Here is a 17,829-nt window from a genome sequence, read left to right on the forward strand (position 1 = left end):
GCTCCCCATGCCGGTACCCATTCTGAAACAGGGCACCTATCTCATCGCCTCGGTGCAGTCCGCGCTCACCGACGCGGATACCGAACGCCTGCAAGACGATCTGATGAAGTACGTCAGCAAATATCGCGCGCAGGGGATCATCGTCGATGTCACGGCAATCGACGTAATGGACTCCTTCGCGGCCAGATCGCTGCGTACCATCGCGCACATGACCAAGCTGCGCGGCGCGGAGACGGTCATCGTCGGCCTCCAACCCGAAGTTGCGTTCGCCATGGTCCAACTCGGTCTCACCTTCGAGGACATGCACACCGCGCTCGACCTCGAGGAGGGGCTGGCCTGGCTCAACCACAAGATCACCTCCCGTGGCAGCCAACGAGACGGTCGTGATCGTGGCCGCTGAGAACGTGGTGATCGCGGTGAAGGTGTCCAACGACATCGTGACCGCTCGGCAAGCGGGGCTGGAGATGGCAAGCACTCTCGGCTTCTCGCTCTCCGATCGCACCATGATCGCCACGGCCATTTCGGAAGTGGCGCGGAATATCACGAGTTATGCGGGCACCGGCGAGATCCGGTTGCACGTGCAGGATCGGGAGGGACGCCGCGCCATGGTGGTGCAGGCGCAGGATCAAGGGCCCGGCATCGCCAATATCGATCGGGCCATGGAGGACGGCTACTCCACCGGACGCGGTCTGGGACTGGGACTTCCGGGTGCGCGCCGACTCATGGACGGGATGGTCATCACCTCCAATCCCGGGCACGGCACCCTCGTGGAAATGTGGAAGTGGGTGCCCAACGGTGCGTGAGGACGGTTTCATCGGCACGGTCGAATGGGCCGTCGCCGGGCGCGCGCTACCCGGGCAGCGCGTCTCGGGAGACCGCTCCGTCGTGCTGGACGCGGGCGGCGGCTCCGTGCTTTTCGCGGTACTGGACGGTCTGGGTCACGGCGCGGCCGCGGCGGACGCCTCCGATCGCGCGGCGCAGGTGCTGGCCGAGAACCGCGCGGAACCCCTGGACGTGCTCATGCTGCTGTGCCATCGCGCCATGTCCGACACGCGCGGCGCGGCGGTCTCCTTGGCGCTCTTCGATTCCGGTGACCGGCTGCACTGGCTGGGCGTCGGCAATGTCGACTCCCGCATTGTCGCCGCGGCGCCCGGTAAACCGGCCGTGCGCGCCGCCATGCTGGTGAGCGGCGGGATAGTCGGTTATCGCCTCCCGGCGCATCTGCAGACCCAGACGATTCCGGTGCGCCCGGGCGATCTGCTGCTCATGTCCACCGATGGCATCACCAGCGATTTCGCCGACGGCGTGGATCTGTCCAAACCGACCTCCGAGATCACCGCGGACCTGCTCTCCAAGCACGCCAAGGACACCGACGACGCCCTGGTCCTCGCGGTCCGGCATCGCGGACATCTCAAGAGCCCCACATGAGTTCCGTGCTGGCCGCCTTCCGCGACGCGTACACCAACGCGCTCCGGCTGCACTTGCGCGCGCCGAATCAGAACACCCTCGCCGAGGGCTACGAACTGGGCCGCCGCGCGCTGGTCGAGGGTGTCAGCATCCTGGATCTGACCGAGCACCATTTCCGCATTCTGGAACAGGAGGGGCTGCTGCCCGCGCCGCACGGCGGCGATCGCGGCGAGGACGCCCTGGAATTCCTGCTGCAGACCATGGCGGCCCTCGACGTCGCCACCCGCGGCTTTCTCGACGGCACCCGCCGCTATGAGCAACAACGTTCCCGCGCAGACGATCTCGCCGGACGCGACGCCTTCCGCACGGCCCTGGTCGAATCTCTGCAAGACGGCTTCTTCGTGGTGGATTCCACCGGCACCCTGGTCGAGGTGAACACCGCCTTCGGCGCGCTCACCGGATACGGCGCCGAGGGCCTGCCCTATCCGCTCCCCCACCCCTGGACCGCCGAGGAGGCGCCCCGCTACCCCGATCTCGGCACCGACGCCGCCCGTTTCATCATGCCCATCCGGCACCGCGACGGCCGCCGCCTCTGGCTGGCGGTGAGCACCAACTCCCTGGTGAAACCCGAGAACGGCGAACGCATTTTCGTCGGCACCATCCGCGACGTCACCGCCGAACACGACGCCCAGGCCCGCGATCAGGCCGCCTCCCGCCTCGCCACCGCCGTCGGCGCGGCCACCAGCGTGGTCGAGGTCCTCACCGTCGGCCTGGAGGAACTGCGCCGCGCCGTCGGCGCCGAAGCCGCCGTCGTCTCGGTCTGGCCCAACCGCCACACCGGCCCGGAACTCTATGTCTCCGAAGACAGTCCGACCGGCTACGCGGAAGCCCGCGGAGCCGCGCCGCGTACCGCGATCCCGCACGGCGCGAACGGCGCCCCGGCATCGGGCCAGCGGCATGGCGAGGCCGAATCCCCGCGCGGCAGTGCGGATTCCGCACTCCGCGCGACAGGCCCGGGTCACGCACCGAGCGACGAGCGCAGCGCGATTCCGGAGAGCGGCGGCGAAACGCGGCAGGTCCTCGACGCGCGCGCGAAGGCGCTGCTGGATCGGGCGCGGCTGCGGCCGGGGCGCACCATGTTCGCGATTCCCGAAGGCTCGACGAGTTCCGAGGGCATTGTGGCGCCGCTGGGTGAGGCCGGGGATTCGGCGTTGTGGTTGCGGTTCGCGGCGCCGCGCGTCATCACTCCCGGTGACTGGGCGCTGTTCTCGCTGCTGGTCGGGCATTTGAGCCTGGCGGTGCAGCGGGCGCGCAACTTCGACCAGGCGCGCTCGACCTCGCTGACGTTGCAGCGCGCCATGCTCGGACCGATCGAGCTGCCGCCGCTGTTCTCGGTGCATTACGAACCGGCCCTGCCGCCCTTGGAGATCGGCGGCGACTGGTACGACGTGGTGCGCTTGGAGGACGGCACCATGGGCGTGGTGGTGGGCGACTGTGTCGGCCGCGGGCTGTCCGCGGCGGTGGTCATGGGCCAATTGCGCACGGCGGCACGGGCTCTGCTGCTGCGCGGCGCGGGTCCGGCGCAACTGCTGGCCGAACTCGATACGGTGGCCTCGCGCATCCCCGGCGCCATGTGCACCACGGTCTGCGCGGCCATCCTGGATCCGGTGCGCGGGGTGGTGCGCTACTCCAGCGCCGGGCACATGCCGCCCATTCTCGCCGAACCGGGAACGCACGGCAGGCTTCTCGAAGGCGGCCGCTCGGTGCCGCTGGCGACCTTCGACCCGCCGCGGCGACCGGAATCGACCACGGCCATCGCGCCCGGCTCCACCCTGGTGCTGTTCACCGACGGCCTGGTCGAGCAGCGCGGCGTCGATATCGACGAGCGCTTCGTCGAACTCGCCGACGAATTGACCGGCGCGGCCGGGCAATTGCCGCGCGAGGTGGCCGATGCGGTGCTCTCGCGGCTGCGCCCCACCGGCGGCTACGACGATGACGTCGCCATGGTGGTCTACCGGCAGCCGCCCACACCCTTGCGCCTGGACCTGCCCGCCGATGCCGCCGAACTGTCCGGCATCCGGCGCGCGCTGCGCTTCTGGCTGGCCTCGGCCGCCGTGCCGCACGACACCGCGGTGGATCTGGTGGCCGCCGCCAACGAGGCGTGCAGCAACAGCATCGAACACGCGTATCTGGACAGCACACCCGCCCGCGTGGTGATCACCGCCGACTGCGGCCTGGAGAATCTCACGGTCGAGGTCACCGATACCGGCGCCTGGCGCCCGCTACCCGAGGATCCCGGGCATCGCGGACGCGGAATCGCCATGATGCGGGCGCTGACCGACAAACTCGAGATCGACCATTCCGGACCCGGCACCCGGGTGCGGATGTCGGTGCGACTGCCCGCCGTTTCATTCTCGGCGGGCGGGCAAATGTGAAGCATCCCCTGCCGACACGCGCTCGGCAGGAATGTCGGCTGTATGCCGAATGGGTGCGGTAGCTGCGGTTTTCGCAATACCGCGCTACCGAACCAGTACCGAGTTGGTAGACGATGCGGCAGGAACGGACGGACCATGGCAGATTGTTCTAGTGTGACCAACACTTCCGGAGACGGCTATTCAGGCGACGCCATGACCACCAAGGTCACCGTGCACGATGATGTCACCGTGCTCACCGTGGCCGACGAGGTCGATCTGGCGACGGCGCCCGCGCTCGACAGCGCCATCGATGCGACGCTCGGCGGTAAACCCGCAGCACTCGTCATCGATCTGTCCGAGGTCAGCTTCCTCGCCTCGGCGGGGATGGCGGCCCTGGTGTCCGCCCATAAGCGGGCGGGCGATACGCGGATCGCGGTGGTGGCCGACGGGCCCGCCACCAGCCGCCAGCTCAAGATGACCAGTTTGGATCAGGTGTTCGCACTGCATCCCACGCTGGCCGAGGCGCTCGACGCGCTGCGCGGCAACTGAGACCGGACGCGAGCATCAGGCCCTAGGACGAACTCGGCCCGCCGCAGCGGAGTGCGGCGGGCCGATTCTGCGCGGTCGGCTCAGACCAGTTCGCGCAGCTGCTCGATGAGCTTCACGCGCTCGGCCGCGGTGCCCGCCAGCGGGACCACGTTCAGCACCGTCGCACCGGCCTCCCGGAATGCGGCCACCCGCTCCTTGACGAATCCGGCGGAACCGATGAGCGAGATATCGCGGACCAGATCGTCGGGGACCACCTTGACGGCCTCCTCCTTCTTGCCCGCCAGGTACAGCTCCTGGATGCGGTCGGCCTCGGCGCCGTAGCCGTACTTGGTGGCCAGGGTGTGGTAGAAGTTCTTGCCCTTGGCGCCCATACCGCCGATGTAGAGCGCCAGGTGCGGCTTGACTAATTCCCGCAGCGGCTCCACATTGTCGCCGATGGCCAGCGCCGGACCCGCGAACACCTCGAGGTCGCCGAGCGCCGGATCACGCTTGGCCAGACCGGCTTTCACCGACTGCCCCCAGACGGCGTCGGCCTTCTCCGGCAGGTAGAAGATGGGCTGCCAGCCCTCGGCCATTTCGGCCGCCAGTTCCACGTTCTTCGGTCCCAGCACCGCCAGCAGCACCGGAATGTTCTCGCGCACAGGGTGATTGATGAGCTTGAGCGACTTGCCCAGCCCGGTGCCCTGTTCGGCGGGCAGCGGGATGTTGTAGTACTTGCCGCTGTACTCGAGCCGTTCGCGCTTCCACACCTTGCGGCAGATCTCGAGCACCTCGCGGGTGCGGCCGATGGGGGCATCGTAGGGCGCGCCGTGGAAGCCCTCGATCACCTGCGGGCCGGATGCGCCGAGGCCGAGAATGTAGCGGCCGTCGGAGACGTAGTCCAGGCCCGCCGCGGTCATGGCCGTCAGCGTGGGCGTGCGGGTGTAGAGCTGCAGAATGCCCGAGGCCAGCTGCACCCGTTCGGTCTTGGCGGCCAGGTAGCCCAGCGCGCTCACGGCGTCGAACGAATACGCCTCCGGCACGAAAACAATGTCGAGACCGGCCCGTTCGAGGTCAGCGACCTCGGCGGCCACCTCTTTGAAGCCGTCGGTGTAATTGATCGACAGTCCGATACGCATGACCGGGACCTTACCGACCTCGCGGCGACCCCTTCGCGGCGGCCATGACCGTTGTGCCGGTACGGTGTTGCGCGAACGATTTTCATCGCGAATCACGGGAGGCCCACCCTCATGACTCAGGACACCACGCAGGCCATCACCACCTTCGGTGACTCGACACTGCAGGGGTACCTGGATCACCTCGCGGCCAAGGTCCCGGCGCCGGGCGGCGGTGCGGTGGCCGCCCTGCACGCCGCGCAGGGCGCCGCGCTGGTCGCCATGGTCGCGCGCTACACCACCCGCGCCAAGGACGCCGACAACCGTCCGGTCATCGATCGCATCATTGTGGCCGCGGATATCGCCCGCGATCGCGCGCTGGCCCTCGCCGATGCCGATGCCGCCGCCTTCACCGCCGTCGGCAATGCCTACAAGCTGCCCAAGGACACCGACGAGGAGAAGGAAGCCCGCGGCGCGGCCATTACCGCCGCCCTGCTCGGCGCGGCCCGGGTCCCGGCCGCGGTGGTCTCCGCGGCCGACGAAGTGCTCTCGCTGGCAAGCGAACTGCTGCCGATCGGCAACCCCAATGTGGTCACCGATATCGGCGCCGCGGCCGATGCGGCCCGCGCCGCCGCCACCAGCTCGCAGCTCAATATCGCCATCAACGTGGCCTCCCTGGATGCCGGGGCGGGCGCGGAGTTCGCGCCGGTGCTCACCCAGATCGAGGAGATCCTGGCCCGCGCCGACGCCCTGCACAATGACGTGGTCGCCGCGATCACCGGCTGATCTCGATCCACCGCACGCGCGCAACGGGTCGGCTCCGAATTCGGAGCCGACCCGTTTCAGTCTTTCGACCAGGCAATCTCATACCCGAACCCCGTGGCTACACATAGTTTCCACGCCGATGGGTAGGTCACGAAGCGAGAACATTTCCGGATGGGACTGATGCTCAGGTCATAGTCTGGGGATTCAGGACCACACCCTTTCGAAGGGATGGAACCATGCGGAACGCGATAAAGATCTTCGTCATCGCAACCGTTGCCGCGGCAGCGGCCGCGTTCGGGTCCGGAGGCGCGGGGGCAGCGTTCGTGACATCCGATTTCCCGGCGGTGCAGGCGATTTCGCCGGGGCCGGGCCAGGTGGTAGGCATTGCCGCACCGGTGAGTGTGCGGTTCGCCGAACCGGTGACCGATAGAGCCCGGGTGGAGCGGGCCGTCAGCATTCGGGCCGGAACCACGCTCGCCGGGCAATTCTCCTGGGTAGACGATCGACAGTTGACTTGGACGTCGGCCGGATACCTTCCCACCTCGGCATCCGTCTCGGTGTCGGTGGGTCGCCTGCACACCAACTTCCAGACCAATGCCGGTGTCACGGCCGACGGCGATATGTCCGCGCACACGTTCACGGTGTACATCGGCGGCGCGCCAGTGAACACGATGCCCGCCTCGTACGGCAAGCCCGGCTGGGAGACGCCGGTGGGCACCTTCCCGGTCCTGTCGCGCGAGCGCTCGGTGACCTTCGATTCGCGCACCATCGGCATTCCGCTGAATTCGGCAGAGGGCTATCTGATCCAGGGCGAATGGGCCGAGCGGCTTACCTGGGGTGGCGTCTACGTCCACTCCGCGCCATGGTCGGTGGACTCGCAGGGGTACGCCAATGTCAGCCACGGCTGCATCAATCTGGCGCCCGGCGATGCCGAGTGGTTCTACAACACCGTCAGCATCGGCGATCCGGTCACCCTGCACTGGTGAACGGTCAGCGGGGCCCGCTCAGCCGGGCCGCCTCGGCGGCCTGCACCACGTGGCGCATGAGCAGGGCGGTGGTGACGGGGCCGACGCCGCCGGGGACGGGGCTCAGCGCGGCGGCCTTGCCGGTCACCGACGCGGCGTTCACATCGCCGGTGATATTGCCGTTCTCGTCCTCGTTGGTGCCGACATCGATGACGACGGCGCCCTTGCGGACGTGGTCGGCGGTGATTAGGCCCGGGCGGCCGACGGCGGCGACCACCACATCGGCGGCCGAGGTGACCGACGGCAGGTCGGTGGTGCGGGAATGGCAGATGGTGACGGTGGCGTTCTCGGCCAGCAGCAGCTGAGCCAGGGGCTTGCCGACCACGTTCGAGCGGCCGACGACCGCGACGTGGCGGCCCGCGAGCGGAACCTGGTGGAACTTAGCCAGTTCCACGACCGCCTCGGAGGTGGCGGGCGGGAAGCCGGGCAGGCCGGAGGAGAGCAGGCCCAGCGACAGCGGACTGACGCCGTCGACATCCTTGGCGGCGGCGATGGCGGGGCTGACATCGTCGAGGCCGATGCCCTTGGGCAGCGGGGTCTGCAGCATGATGGCGTCGACCGACGCGTCCTCGGACAGTTCGGTGAGCTTGGCGCGGATCTCCTCGGCGGTGGCCTCGACGCCGAGATCGAGGTTCTCGCAGGCGATTCCATTGCGCTCGGCGGCGCGGTTGAGGGACTTCACGTACCAGGCGCTGGCCGGGTCGTCATTGGCGATCACCAGCACCAGGCGGGGAGCGGCGCCGTTCTCGGTGAGCGCGGCGGCGCGCTGCTTGGTGTCGGCATTGATGGTGGCGGCGAGTTCCTTGCCGGTCAGCGAAGTCGTGTCCACGGGAGACAACCTTAACGCGCGCGACCGGGGCTCCGGCCGTCAGGGAGCACCGCTCGCGCGCGTTCCCTGGCACACGGGTGGTCAAACCTGCGAAATCACTTCGGCAAATACCCGACAAGGGCCGTGTCCAGTCGTATCGTGTCTTCATTCGGCCTAGAGCCAATTGCCAGTAAAGTTCGGAGATAGCCAGCAAAGCGTGTGTGTGACACTCTCTACGGAAAGGCTCGGACAGCAGTGCAGATCGCCAGGCGTTTACCAGCTCTTCTCGCGGCGGCCGCCGCCACCATCACCCTCTTCGGGCCGGGCATCGCGTTCGCGGATCCCGGTCCGCTCTACAACTCGGCGCAGGAGAATTTCCGCGATGGCGATGACGGCGCCGGGCTCGCGGACCTGCGGCAGTTGCTCGCCGAATCACCCGATGACGCCGAGGCGCTCTCGCTGCAGGCCATCTGGTCGGATTACTCCGGTGATCTGATCACCCGGGAGGCCGCGCTGAGCCGCTTGAACATCGTGGATCCGGAGCTGGCCGACGGGACGCGAAATGTGTTCCGCGCCATCGGCGCCGCCATCGGCACGCTGCCCAATCCGATTCCGGCGCTGGCCGGGCCGGGCACCGGCATCGTGGTCCTCGGCTACGGCCTGCTGCCCGACGGCAGCATGCGCCCCGAGCTGATCAACCGCCTGCAGGCGGCCTGGTTGCAGGCCGTCGCCTCGCCGCTGTCCCCCATCGTGGTCACCGGCGGCAACCCGCAGAACGGGATCACCGAGGCGGCCGCCATGCAGAGCTGGCTCATCGGCCGCGGCATTCCGGCCACCCGCGTCCTGGCCGAGCATCGCGCCGGGTCCACCGTCGGCAATGCCCTCAACAGCACCGCCCTGCTCCGCGACGCCGGAGCCACCAGCGCCATTATCGTGACCTCCCCCAACCACATTCGCCGCGCCGTCGCCGATTTCATCGTGGCGGGCATGCCGGTCGTGGGCGCCACCACCTCCCTGGAACAGCTGGTCTCCCAGCTCCCTCCGCCCGCCCGCAGCGGCCAGCGCGGCATCTACCTCGATGCCACCCGCACCCTGCTGCTCCCCACCCAGCGCTGACCCGATCCACCCCGTAGGGCCCCGCGCCGATCCGGTGCGGGGTCCTGCGTGCACAATTGCCCGGTGAGTACTCCCGGCACCGACACCCTGGTAACCCGTCTGCGCGCCGCAGGCTGCGTCTTCGCGGAGGATGAAGACGAGCTGTTGCTGAGCGCCGCCACCGACCCGGGCCACCTGGAATCCCTTGTCGTCCAGCGCATTGCCGGATACCCCCTCGAGCATCTCCTCGGCTGGGCCGAATTCCGCGGCCTCCGCGTCGCGGTCGCCCCCGATGTGTTCGTCCCCCGTCAGCGCACGGCATTCCTGGTCGACCAGGCAATCGACCTGGGCCGCAACAAGATTCGCGAGACCACCACCCGCAGCGCGCTGGTAGCCCTCGACATGTGCTGCGGCTGTGGCGCATTGGGCCTGGCCTTCGCCACCGAACTCGCCGCCGAGGGAATTCACGTCGACCTCACGGCCTCCGATATCGAACCCGCCGCCATCGAATGCGCCCGCCGCAACCTGGCTCCCGTCGGCGCACAGGTTCTCGAAGGCGACCTGTTCGACCCGATTCCCACCGATCTCGCCGGACGCGTCGACATCCTGCTAGCCAACACCCCCTACGTCCCCACCACCGAAATCGCCTGGATGCCCCCGGAAGCCCGCGACCACGAACCTCGCGCCGCCCTCGACGGCGGCCCCGACGGCCTCGATATCCTCCGCCGCATCGCCGCCGTAGCCACCCACTGGCTCGCCCCCGGCGGCCACCTACTGGTCGAGGAGAGCGAGCAGCAAGCCCCACTCGCGGCCGAAGTCATGCGCCGCCACGGCCTCGAGCCCCGCATTGCCGAGGACGACGACCTCGGCGCGACCGTGGTGATCGGCACCCGCCCAACCGCCAGACTCCCGCCCCAACCGCCTGACTCCCGCCCTCGGCCGACACGGACGGCTCCTTGGGCCACCGCCCATGGTGCGCATCGACGAAACCCACACCGCGACAGCCCAACTCACGCTTGCAGACCGTCGTCGATTCACAGCAGAGGTGCGGCGAGGTCCTTGAGGTAGGCGCGGAGGCGTTGCTCCACTTCGGCGGAGTCGGCGGGGATGACCAGGAGGCCGAAGGCGGTGCCGTCGATCCAGGCGTGCAGGCGGGCTGCTTCGGTGTCCGGGTCGCGGGTTGGGTGCAGGTCGCCGATTCGGGTGAGTAGGGCGCAGAGTTGGCGGCAGAGGTCGTCGACGGCGCGTTGGGCGGTTTCGGCGAGTTCGGCCAGGCGGGGGTGGGCGGGGGCTTCGGCGATGAGGGCGAGGTTGACTCGCATTTCGGCATTTCGCCGGTCGTCGAGGGGTAGGAGTTCCAGCAGGATCGCCAGGGCGGCGTCGTGGGGGTCGCTCATGCTCGCGTGGGCGGCGACGCGTTGTTCGACATTGGCGTGGACCAGCTGCATGGAGTGGCCGAGCAGGTCGGCCTTGGTCGGGAACATGTGCCGCAGGGAGCCGAGGACTATGCCCGCTTCGGCGGCCACGGTGCGCAGGGAGACGGCGCTGACGCCGCTGTCGACAATGAGCCGCCAGACGGCGGCGGCGATCTCGGCTTTGCGCTGGTCGTGGTCGATCACTTTGGGCACGGGTCGATATTAGCGCAACTGTGCTAGATTGAAGGCTCGTAATTAGCACAATTGAGCTAACAAGGGGATGTGAGATGTTCGATCTGGTGGGGGAACACCCCATTGCCGCGGTGATCGTGGCGCCCGAGGTCGGGTTCTGGGTTTTCCTGGGACTCGGACTGCTGCTGCGCTACGTGATGCGGTTGCGCACACTCAGTAACGTTGTGTTGCTGGGCATTCCATTGCTGGCGGTGATCCTCGTGATCGCCACGGGCATCGATCTGCACAATGGCGCGACCGCCGATGCGACGCACGGGCTGGCCGGGATCTATCTCGGCTTCACCCTGGCCTTCGGGCACACGCTGATCAAGTGGGCGGATGTGCGGGTAGCGCATCGGTTCGCGGGCGGCCCGGCGCCGGTGAAGGTTCCGAAATCGGGGCCGGAGCGGCGCAAGCATGTGTGGCAGGAGTGGCTGCGGGTGGTGAACGCGGCGGCCATCAGTTCGGTATCGCTGGGCGCGCTGGTGCTGTTCGTCGGCACGCCGGAGCAGGATGCCACGCTCACCTGGTGGATCGGTCGGGTGTGGGCGATCTGCGGGCTCTGGTTCCTTTTCGGGCCGCTATGGGAATTCGGGAGCGGCGATAAGAAGGAGACCAGTAAGGAGCGGGTGGATATCGGCCGCTGAGGGCGAGTGCCGGTAGCGTGGTCGAGTGACTGTGCGCGGGATTCTGTTCGATGTCGACGACACGCTGTTCGATTACTCCGCCTCGGCCCGGGTCGGGGTGATCGAGCAATTGCGGGCCGAGGGGCTGCTGGAGAAGTTCGATTCCGAGGATGCGGCCGCCGAGTTGTGGCGCGGCATCGAGGACGAGGAATACGCGCGGTTCCGAACGGGGGAAATCACATTCATGGAGCAGCGGATCGCCCGCACGGAGCGGTTCCTGGCGAGCATCGGCGTCACCGTCGACGATCCGGATGCCTGGTTCTCGGCGTATCTGGTGCAGCGCGATCGCGTCATGACGGCGTTCCCGGATGCGCTGCCGACCCTGCGGGCCCTGCACGGACAGATCGGGCTCGGGGTGGTGTCGAATTCGGTACAGTCCATGCAGGAGCACAAACTACGGTCCACCGGACTGCTGCCCTATCTGGCCGATGCCATTCTGTGCTGCGTGGAATTCGTTGTGGCCAAACCGGATCCGAGTATTTTCCGGGCCGGATGCGACATGATCGGGCTGCCGCCGGAGCAGGTCGCCTATGTGGGCAACGACTACGAGATCGACGCCCTCGCCGCCAGAGACGCCGGACTGCGGTCGTATTGGCTGGATCGCAGTGGCGGCGCGGCGGCGGATGACGGCATCACCGTCATCCACTCGCTCACCGAATTGACGAATTCCTATTTGCGACTGGTGAATTCGTCCATGGAGTGATAGACGCCCACGGTATTGAGGTAGAAGTCGCGGACCTTCAACGGCAGCAGACCGGAGATGGCGCGGTTGAAGCGGGAGGTCCAGGGCAGGATCACCAGGGCCGAGCCCTTCTTCATCTCGGTCCAGGAGGTCTCCACGACCTCCTCCTGTTCCAGGATGGGGGCGAACAGGAATCCCTTTGCGCCGTCGAACATTCCGGTATTGATGTAGGTCGGGCACACCGTGGTGAACTTGACGTGCTCCTTGCCCGCCTGCTCCAACTCCAGGCGCACCGAATCCGACCAGCCCAGCGCCGCCCACTTGGAGGCCGCGTACACGCTCATGCGCGGATTGGACACCAGGCCCGCCGAGGAGGCGATGGTCATGACCCGCGCCTCACCCGTCCCGGCCACCATGGCGGGCAGGAATTCGAGCGTGATGTACATGGGCGCAAGCGAATTGATCGCCATGGTCTTGTCGATATCGCCGCGGTTCTCGGTCTCCCAGAAGTACCCGTTACCGCGCACGATGCCCGCATTGTTGACCAGCACGTCGATACCGCCCACCTCGGCGCGCACGGCGGTACCGGCCTCGGCGATGGCCTCGCGGTCGGACACGTCGACCGCGTAGTGGTGGATACGGCTCGAGCCCGCGGCGGCGAGTTCGGCCGCGGTCTCCTTCAAGGCCGTCTCATTGATATCCCACAGCACGACATCGGCGGCCTTCTCCTGCACCGCGCGCTGGGCGAATGATTTGCCCAGACCCATGGCGGCGCCCGTGATCAGGACCTTCTTGCCCTCGACGGTCTTCATACCGGTATGCTCCCCTGTCTCCTGGATGGCCTGATCACTTCTGCCGCAAGGTCTTCATGACGCCCAGGTAGAGCGTCATGGTCTTGGCCCACAGCTGTTCGGACATGCCCGGCAGCGGCGCGATGGGCAGCACGCGCTGCACGGCGATGGTCTGCGTGTCGACGTACTTGAGCAGGCCCTCGGGCCCGTGGCGGCGACCGGTGCCGGAGATGCCGAGCCCGCCCGACGGCGCGGCCACCGAACCCCAGGCGGCGATGAAGCCCTCGTTGACGTTCACCGATCCGGCGTGAGTGCGGGCGGCGACCTCGCGGGCACGCTCCGTATCCTTGCTCCACACACTGGCATTGAGGCCGTAGGCGGTGTCGTTGGCCTGGGCGATGGCTTCCTCGTCGCTCGTGACGCGGTATACCGAGACGACCGGGCCGAAGGTCTCCTCGCGGTAGACGGTCATACCCTCGCGCACACCCGCGAGAATGGTGGGCTCGTAGAAGTACGGGCCGAGGTCGGGGCGGGCCTTGCCGCCCGCGAGCACCTTCGCGCCCTTGGCCACGGCGTCGTCGACATGCTTGCTGACGGTGTCGATCTGGCGCGGGAAGGTCAGCGACCCGATCTCGTAGTCGAAGCCGAGGGCCTTGCCGAGCGTGAGTTTCTGCGTATTGGCGACGAATTCGGTGACGAACTGCTCGTACACCTTGTCGTGCACATAGATTCGCTCGATGGATTCGCACAGCTGCCCCGCGGAGGCGAAGCAGGCGCGTACCGCGATCTTGGCGGCGGCGGAGACATCGGCGTCGGCGAGCACGAGCAGCGGGTTCTTACCGCCCAATTCGAGCAAGTAGCCGATGAGCCGCTCCCCCGCCTGCTGGGCGATAGTGCGCCCGGTGGCGCTGGATCCGGTGTAGTCGACATAGTCGGCGCGCGCGATGACCTCGGTGCCGACCACGGCCCCGCGTCCCAGCACCGCCTGCCACAGCCCCTTGGGCAGGCCGCGCGCTCGGCGATGTCGATGGCCCACAGCAGCGTCAGCGCGGTCTGGTTGTCCGGGCGGCCGATGACGGCATTGCCCGCGAGCAGGGCGGGCAGCGCATCGGAGGCGCCCAGTGCCAGGGGGTAGTTCCACGGCGAGATGACCGCGACCACGCCCTTGGGCCGATTGCGCACCTCGACCTGGGTGAGCACCGGCATGACCCCGCGCGGTTTGCGGTGCGCCAGAATCCTTTTGCCCTCGGCGGCGTAGAAGCGGGTGTTCACCGCGACATCGGAGACCTCGTCGAAGGCGTGCACGCGGGACTTGCCGGTCTCGGTCTGCACGATATCGAGAATGGTGTCCTGTTCGGCGAGCACCAGATCGTGAATGCGCCGCAGCAGGGCCGCGCGCTCGGCCACGGGCACTTTCGCCCATCGCTCCTGGGCCTTGCGCGCGGTGGCGAAGGCGGTCTCCACATCGGCCACCGAGGACTGCGGCAGATCGGCGATCTTGCGTCCGGTGGCGGGCGCGAACACCTCCACCGCGGGCGCGCCACCGGCGACGGCATGCCCGAGGAGTCGCTGGACGAGGTCGAAGGGAAGCGCATCGGCGGCAGCCAGCTGCGGGGCAGTCGTCATTGGTCGCCCTCTCGATAGGGAGTATCCGGGCGTCGTGCCCGCTATTTCCTGAACACCGGTGTTAGGTGAACACTAGTGTTAGATTAATACCCGTGACGCCCGTGTCAAGCGCTCCCGCCGCCCGCCGTGGCCGCCCTCCGCAAACGGAGCAGCAGGCCGACCAGGTGCGCGCCCGCATAGTCCTCGCCACCGCCGAGGTCTTCGCCCAGCACGGCTCCCGCGGCCTCAGCGTCGCCCGCATCATCGAATCGGCGGGCCTGGCCCGCCCCACCTTCTACCGCTACTTCGCCAATGCCACCGAACCCCTGCACGCCCTCCTCACCATTTCCAACGACGACCTGGTAGGCGGTATCCGCTCGGCCCTGGCCCGCACCGAGGCCCCGGTCCAGTTGGGCATCAACATGATCGAGGCCTACCTGCACTGGGCAGGCGGCCACGGCCCCATGCTCTCCCCCCTGTTCGCCGAACTCCACGACCCGGGCTCCCCGGTCTCCGCCTACCGCGAAGCGGCCCTCGACGACATCCGCACCCTCATCCGCGCCAAGTTCACCGAACTCGACCGCCCGATCCCCGCCCCCCTCGACCTCGACACGGCCCTGCAAACCTGCGAATACGTCGTCTTCCGCATCTCCGCGGGCGGCGAACCCACCCCCGAAACCATCGCCGCCGCCCGCCTGACCATGATCCGCACCGTCCTGGTCACCCTCGGCCGCCGCGAGGACGTCGAATACGCCCTCACCATCCCCGGTTTGTTCACCGACGGCGGCTGAACACCTCGATATCCCGCAGGATGCCGGGCAGCGGGCCGGTGAACTACCCGCACGACCTCGTCCACCATCCCACGCAACCACGCGGGGCGAGTCCGACGATGACATCTATGTCCCGTAACCGGAGCTCACGGGCGTGTGGCGAGTGACGATGCGGTGGATGAGGCGGGCGGCGGTGCGGGCTGTCCTGGAATCGATATCGAGGGACGGGTTCAGTTCGGCGATATCGACGGCCGCGAGCTTGCCGCTGATGGTGACACGGTCGCTGACGCGTTGAATGATTTCCAGGGGGACGCCGTAGGCGGCGGGAGCGCTGACGCCGGGGGCGACCGCGGCGGGGAGGACGTCCAGGTCGACGGTCAGGTAGAGGAGATCGACCGAGTCGAGCAGATCCGCGACGAAATCATCGACTCGCCCGTAATCCATTGCGCCGCACTCTTCGTCGAGTAGGTAGCGGACGCCGAGCCGGTGGGCGGTGTCGAACAGAGCCATTGTGTTGCTGGGCTGGCTGATGCCGACGACGTCGTAGCGGCAGGGGGTTCCGGCCTGCCGCTCGACCTCGAGGATCTGCCGGAACGGGGTGCCCGAACTCGGGATCGGCTCGTCGCGCAGGTCGAAATGCGCGTCCAGATTGAGGATTCCGAGGCGCGGGCGGGTGCGCCGCAGGCGGGAGGCGGCCACGCCGGAGTAGGTGCCGAAGGCGACCTCGTGACCGCCGCCGAGCACCACGGGCAGCCGCCCCGAGTCCAGGGCAGCGGTCACCGCGCGCCCCAACCGCACCTGTCCGGCCTCGAGGTCGGCGTCGGTGACGGCGATCGTTCCGGCATCCTCGACATCGAGCGGCGCGGCCAACGCCATGGACGCCAGGGCGCCGCGCAGCGCCTCGGGGCCAGCAGCCGCGCCCGGACGACCCTTGTTGCGGCGCACGCCCTCGTCGCTGGCGAAACCGATGAGCGCGCAACGGCTGCCCGTCGCCCCCGGCTCATAGCCGCGAATCGCCTGGTGCCAACGCAAGTGCTCCACACCATGCCCGTCGACACGGCCGGTCCACGCCGCCGGTGGTAGGTCGGCCTCGATCCGGGCGGTGAGTGGGAAGTTGCCGGTGATCTCGGTGGTCATGCGGTTGCCGCCGCGGCCACCGGTAGGCCGTCCTTCCAGACCTCGCGCACCAGGGCGACGCCCGGGCGGTAGCCGAGGTGCAGGTAGGAGGGGGCGTCCAGGGCGATGGCGTCGGCGCGGGCGCCGAGGCCGAGGTGGCCGATATCGGTGCGGCGCAGGGCTTTCGCGCCGCCCAGGGTGGCGGACCAGACTGCTTCGGCGGGGGTCATGTGGAGTTCTCGGACGGCGAGGGCGATGCAGAAGGGCAGGCTGGTGGTGTAGGAGGTGCCGGGGTTGCAGTCGGCGCCGAGGGCCACCGTGACGCCTGCGTCGAGGAGGGCGCGGGCGTTCGGGTAGGCGTTGCGGGTGCAGAAGTCGGCTCCGGGGAGCAGGGTCGCGACCGTGGAACTTCCGGCCAGGGCGTCGATGTCCGCGGTGGTCACATAGGTGACGTGGTCGACCGAGGCCGCGCCCAGCTCGACGGCGAGCTGGACGCCGGGGCCCTCGCCGAGCTGGTTGCCGTGCACGCGCGGGATGAGACCATGTGCGACACCGGTTTTCAGGACCTCGCGGGACTGTTCCTCGGTGAAGGCGCCGCGTTCGCAGAAGACGTCGATCCATTTGGCGTGCGGCGCACAGGCTTCGATCATCTCGGCGCAGACCATGGCCACGTAATCGTCGGCGCGACCGGCGTATTCGGGGGGCGGCACATGGGCGGCGAGCAGCGTCACCTCATCGGTGAAGCGGCCCGCGACCTGTGCGCTGCGCAGTTCGTCGCGGGTCGTCTGCCCATAACCGGTCTTGATTTCGACGGTGGTGCTGCCCGAGCGGAGCGATTCGTTCAGGAGGCGGCGGACATTGGCATCGAGTTGCCCCTCCTCGGCGGCCCGGGTGGCCTCGATGGTGGTGCGGATACCACCGGCGGTGTACGGCGTGCCCGTCATGCGGGCCGCGAATTCCTCGGCCCGGTCGCCCGCGAACACCAGATGCGAATGGCTTTCCACGAATCCGGGCAGCAGCGCCCGCCCGCCCAGGTCGACGTTCCGGTCGGCGGCGGGGGCCTGGGCGCTGTCACCCACCCACGCCACTTTTCCGTCGGCGAAGGCGATGGCGGCATCCTTGCGGACACCCAGCGCCCCTTCCCCGAGTCCGGGATCATTGGTGACGAGTGTTCCGATATTCGTGACGACGAACGTGGCCACTATCGATGTCCTTTCAGTCCCGGGCCATTTCGGCATCGGCCGGATAGATCATCCGCTCGGGCGGATCGGCGCTGCGCTTGGCGAGGGGGTAGTAGAGGGCTGCGGTCACCACAATGCCGACGATCCACGAGATATCCGCGCCACCGAGCAGGTCGGTGATCGGCCCGGTGTAGA

18 protein-coding genes and 2 pseudogenes are annotated in these 17,829 nt (G+C 68.2%); 12 read left to right on the forward strand and 8 right to left on the reverse strand.

Annotated elements, in window-relative coordinates; translation table 11 throughout:
• Positions 1-7: 7 nt before the first annotated feature.
• The 5 genes from NC4_RS23090 (at position 8) to NC4_RS23115 (ending at position 4,370) form a co-directional block, all read left to right on the forward strand.
• Positions 8-400 (forward strand): STAS domain-containing protein, encoded by a 393-nt coding sequence (locus NC4_RS23090; protein ID WP_067541816.1) that lies wholly within the window; start codon positions 8-10, stop codon positions 398-400.
• Entirely contained in the window at positions 390-803 is a 414-nt protein-coding gene (locus NC4_RS23095; protein WP_157555127.1) for an ATP-binding protein, read from the forward strand. The genes NC4_RS23090 and NC4_RS23095 overlap by 11 nt, the downstream gene beginning before the upstream one ends.
• Positions 796-1,428, forward strand: a complete 633-nt coding sequence (locus NC4_RS23100) for a SpoIIE family protein phosphatase (protein ID WP_067541818.1) — start codon at positions 796-798, stop codon at positions 1,426-1,428. The genes NC4_RS23095 and NC4_RS23100 overlap by 8 nt, the downstream gene beginning before the upstream one ends.
• Positions 1,425-3,842: a SpoIIE family protein phosphatase gene (locus NC4_RS39280; protein ID WP_084529682.1), complete on the forward strand. Its 2,418-nt coding sequence runs from the start codon at positions 1,425-1,427 to the stop codon at positions 3,840-3,842. The genes NC4_RS23100 and NC4_RS39280 overlap by 4 nt, the downstream gene beginning before the upstream one ends.
• Positions 3,843-4,034: 192 nt before the next feature.
• Positions 4,035-4,370 (forward strand): STAS domain-containing protein, encoded by a 336-nt coding sequence (locus tag NC4_RS23115; protein WP_067541820.1) that lies wholly within the window; start codon positions 4,035-4,037, stop codon positions 4,368-4,370.
• A gap of 80 nt (positions 4,371-4,450) precedes the next feature.
• On the opposite strand, the gene NC4_RS23120 is transcribed toward NC4_RS23115, so the two are convergent.
• Positions 4,451-5,488 carry an LLM class F420-dependent oxidoreductase gene (locus tag NC4_RS23120; protein WP_067541822.1) on the reverse strand — a complete coding sequence of 346 codons (1,038 nt, stop codon included), beginning with the start codon at positions 5,486-5,488 and terminating at the stop codon, positions 4,451-4,453.
• Positions 5,489-5,599: 111 nt separating this feature from the next.
• On the opposite strand from NC4_RS23120, the gene NC4_RS23125 reads away from it, so the two are divergent.
• Both NC4_RS23125 and NC4_RS23130 read left to right on the forward strand, forming a co-directional pair.
• On the forward strand, positions 5,600-6,250 hold the full coding sequence (locus NC4_RS23125) for a cyclodeaminase/cyclohydrolase family protein (protein WP_067541824.1): 651 nt from the start codon (positions 5,600-5,602) through the stop codon (positions 6,248-6,250).
• Positions 6,251-6,465: 215 nt separating this feature from the next.
• Positions 6,466-7,215: a L,D-transpeptidase gene (locus NC4_RS23130; RefSeq protein ID WP_067541826.1), complete on the forward strand. Its 750-nt coding sequence runs from the start codon at positions 6,466-6,468 to the stop codon at positions 7,213-7,215.
• Between the two features lie 4 nt (positions 7,216-7,219).
• On the opposite strand, the gene NC4_RS23135 is transcribed toward NC4_RS23130, so the two are convergent.
• The gene (locus NC4_RS23135) at positions 7,220-8,083 is read right to left on the reverse strand and encodes a bifunctional 5,10-methylenetetrahydrofolate dehydrogenase/5,10-methenyltetrahydrofolate cyclohydrolase (protein WP_067541828.1); all 864 of its coding nucleotides are present in this window, start codon (positions 8,081-8,083) and stop codon (positions 7,220-7,222) included.
• Between the two features lie 234 nt (positions 8,084-8,317).
• Here NC4_RS23135 and NC4_RS23140 point away from each other — a divergent pair, with 234 nt between their 5' ends.
• Both NC4_RS23140 and NC4_RS23145 read left to right on the forward strand, forming a co-directional pair.
• The gene (locus NC4_RS23140; RefSeq protein WP_067541830.1) at positions 8,318-9,178 is read left to right on the forward strand and encodes a YdcF family protein; all 861 of its coding nucleotides are present in this window, start codon (positions 8,318-8,320) and stop codon (positions 9,176-9,178) included.
• 63 nt (positions 9,179-9,241) lie between these two features.
• The gene (locus NC4_RS23145) at positions 9,242-10,225 is read left to right on the forward strand and encodes a putative protein N(5)-glutamine methyltransferase (RefSeq protein WP_067541832.1); all 984 of its coding nucleotides are present in this window, start codon (positions 9,242-9,244) and stop codon (positions 10,223-10,225) included.
• Here NC4_RS23145 and NC4_RS23150 read toward each other — a convergent pair.
• A complete protein-coding gene (locus NC4_RS23150; RefSeq protein ID WP_067541834.1) occupies positions 10,192-10,785 on the reverse strand; it encodes a TetR/AcrR family transcriptional regulator in 594 nt (197 codons plus the stop codon). The two genes, NC4_RS23145 and NC4_RS23150, sit on opposite strands and share 34 nt — an antisense overlap.
• Positions 10,786-10,859: 74 nt before the next feature.
• On the opposite strand from NC4_RS23150, the gene NC4_RS23155 reads away from it, so the two are divergent.
• On the forward strand, positions 10,860-11,450 hold the full coding sequence (locus tag NC4_RS23155) for a hypothetical protein (protein ID WP_067541836.1): 591 nt from the start codon (positions 10,860-10,862) through the stop codon (positions 11,448-11,450).
• A gap of 25 nt (positions 11,451-11,475) precedes the next feature.
• Positions 11,476-12,192, forward strand: a complete 717-nt coding sequence (locus tag NC4_RS23160) for an HAD family hydrolase (protein WP_067541838.1) — start codon at positions 11,476-11,478, stop codon at positions 12,190-12,192.
• On the opposite strand, the gene NC4_RS23165 is transcribed toward NC4_RS23160, so the two are convergent.
• Positions 12,159-12,983 carry an SDR family oxidoreductase gene (locus NC4_RS23165; RefSeq protein ID WP_067541839.1) on the reverse strand — a complete coding sequence of 275 codons (825 nt, stop codon included), beginning with the start codon at positions 12,981-12,983 and terminating at the stop codon, positions 12,159-12,161. The genes NC4_RS23160 and NC4_RS23165 overlap by 34 nt on opposite strands.
• 34 nt (positions 12,984-13,017) lie before the next feature.
• Positions 13,018-14,435, reverse strand: a pseudogene (locus tag NC4_RS44805) (succinic semialdehyde dehydrogenase).
• A 245-nt stretch (positions 14,436-14,680) separates the two neighbouring features.
• Between NC4_RS44805 and NC4_RS23175 the strand changes: the two are divergent.
• A complete protein-coding gene (locus NC4_RS23175) occupies positions 14,681-15,358 on the forward strand; it encodes a TetR/AcrR family transcriptional regulator (protein ID WP_369690782.1) in 678 nt (225 codons plus the stop codon).
• A 105-nt stretch (positions 15,359-15,463) separates the two neighbouring features.
• Here the strand turns inward: NC4_RS23175 and hutG are convergent, their stop codons facing one another.
• From hutG to NC4_RS43080, 3 genes and pseudogenes are all read right to left on the reverse strand, one after another.
• The gene (gene hutG / locus NC4_RS23180; RefSeq protein WP_067541841.1) at positions 15,464-16,474 is read right to left on the reverse strand and encodes a formimidoylglutamase; all 1,011 of its coding nucleotides are present in this window, start codon (positions 16,472-16,474) and stop codon (positions 15,464-15,466) included.
• Positions 16,471-17,655 (reverse strand): imidazolonepropionase, encoded by a 1,185-nt coding sequence (gene hutI / locus NC4_RS23185; protein ID WP_245721872.1) that lies wholly within the window; start codon positions 17,653-17,655, stop codon positions 16,471-16,473. Before hutI ends, hutG begins: the two co-directional genes overlap by 4 nt.
• A 13-nt stretch (positions 17,656-17,668) precedes the next feature.
• Positions 17,669-17,829, reverse strand: a pseudogene (locus tag NC4_RS43080) (cytosine permease); the annotation flags it as partial.

The organism is Nocardia crassostreae (genome assembly GCF_001613405.1).
Taxonomy (GTDB): domain Bacteria; phylum Actinomycetota; class Actinomycetes; order Mycobacteriales; family Mycobacteriaceae; genus Nocardia; species Nocardia crassostreae.

Coding starts and splice junctions, on each gene's coding strand:
- NC4_RS23115 (WP_067541820.1), top strand. CDS start 4,035: ATGACCACCAAGGTCACCGTGCACGATGATGTCACCGTGCTCACCGTG.
- hutG (WP_067541841.1), bottom strand. CDS start 16,474: ATGACCACCGAGATCACCGGCAACTTCCCACTCACCGCCCGGATCGAG.
- NC4_RS23130 (WP_067541826.1), top strand. CDS start 6,466: ATGCGGAACGCGATAAAGATCTTCGTCATCGCAACCGTTGCCGCGGCA.
- NC4_RS23125 (WP_067541824.1), top strand. CDS start 5,600: ATGACTCAGGACACCACGCAGGCCATCACCACCTTCGGTGACTCGACA.
- NC4_RS23120 (WP_067541822.1), bottom strand. CDS start 5,488: ATGCGTATCGGACTGTCGATCAATTACACCGACGGCTTCAAAGAGGTG.
- NC4_RS23090 (WP_067541816.1), top strand. CDS start 8: ATGCCGGTACCCATTCTGAAACAGGGCACCTATCTCATCGCCTCGGTG.
- NC4_RS39280 (WP_084529682.1), top strand. CDS start 1,425: ATGAGTTCCGTGCTGGCCGCCTTCCGCGACGCGTACACCAACGCGCTC.
- NC4_RS23155 (WP_067541836.1), top strand. CDS start 10,860: ATGTTCGATCTGGTGGGGGAACACCCCATTGCCGCGGTGATCGTGGCG.
- NC4_RS23165 (WP_067541839.1), bottom strand. CDS start 12,983: ATGAAGACCGTCGAGGGCAAGAAGGTCCTGATCACGGGCGCCGCCATG.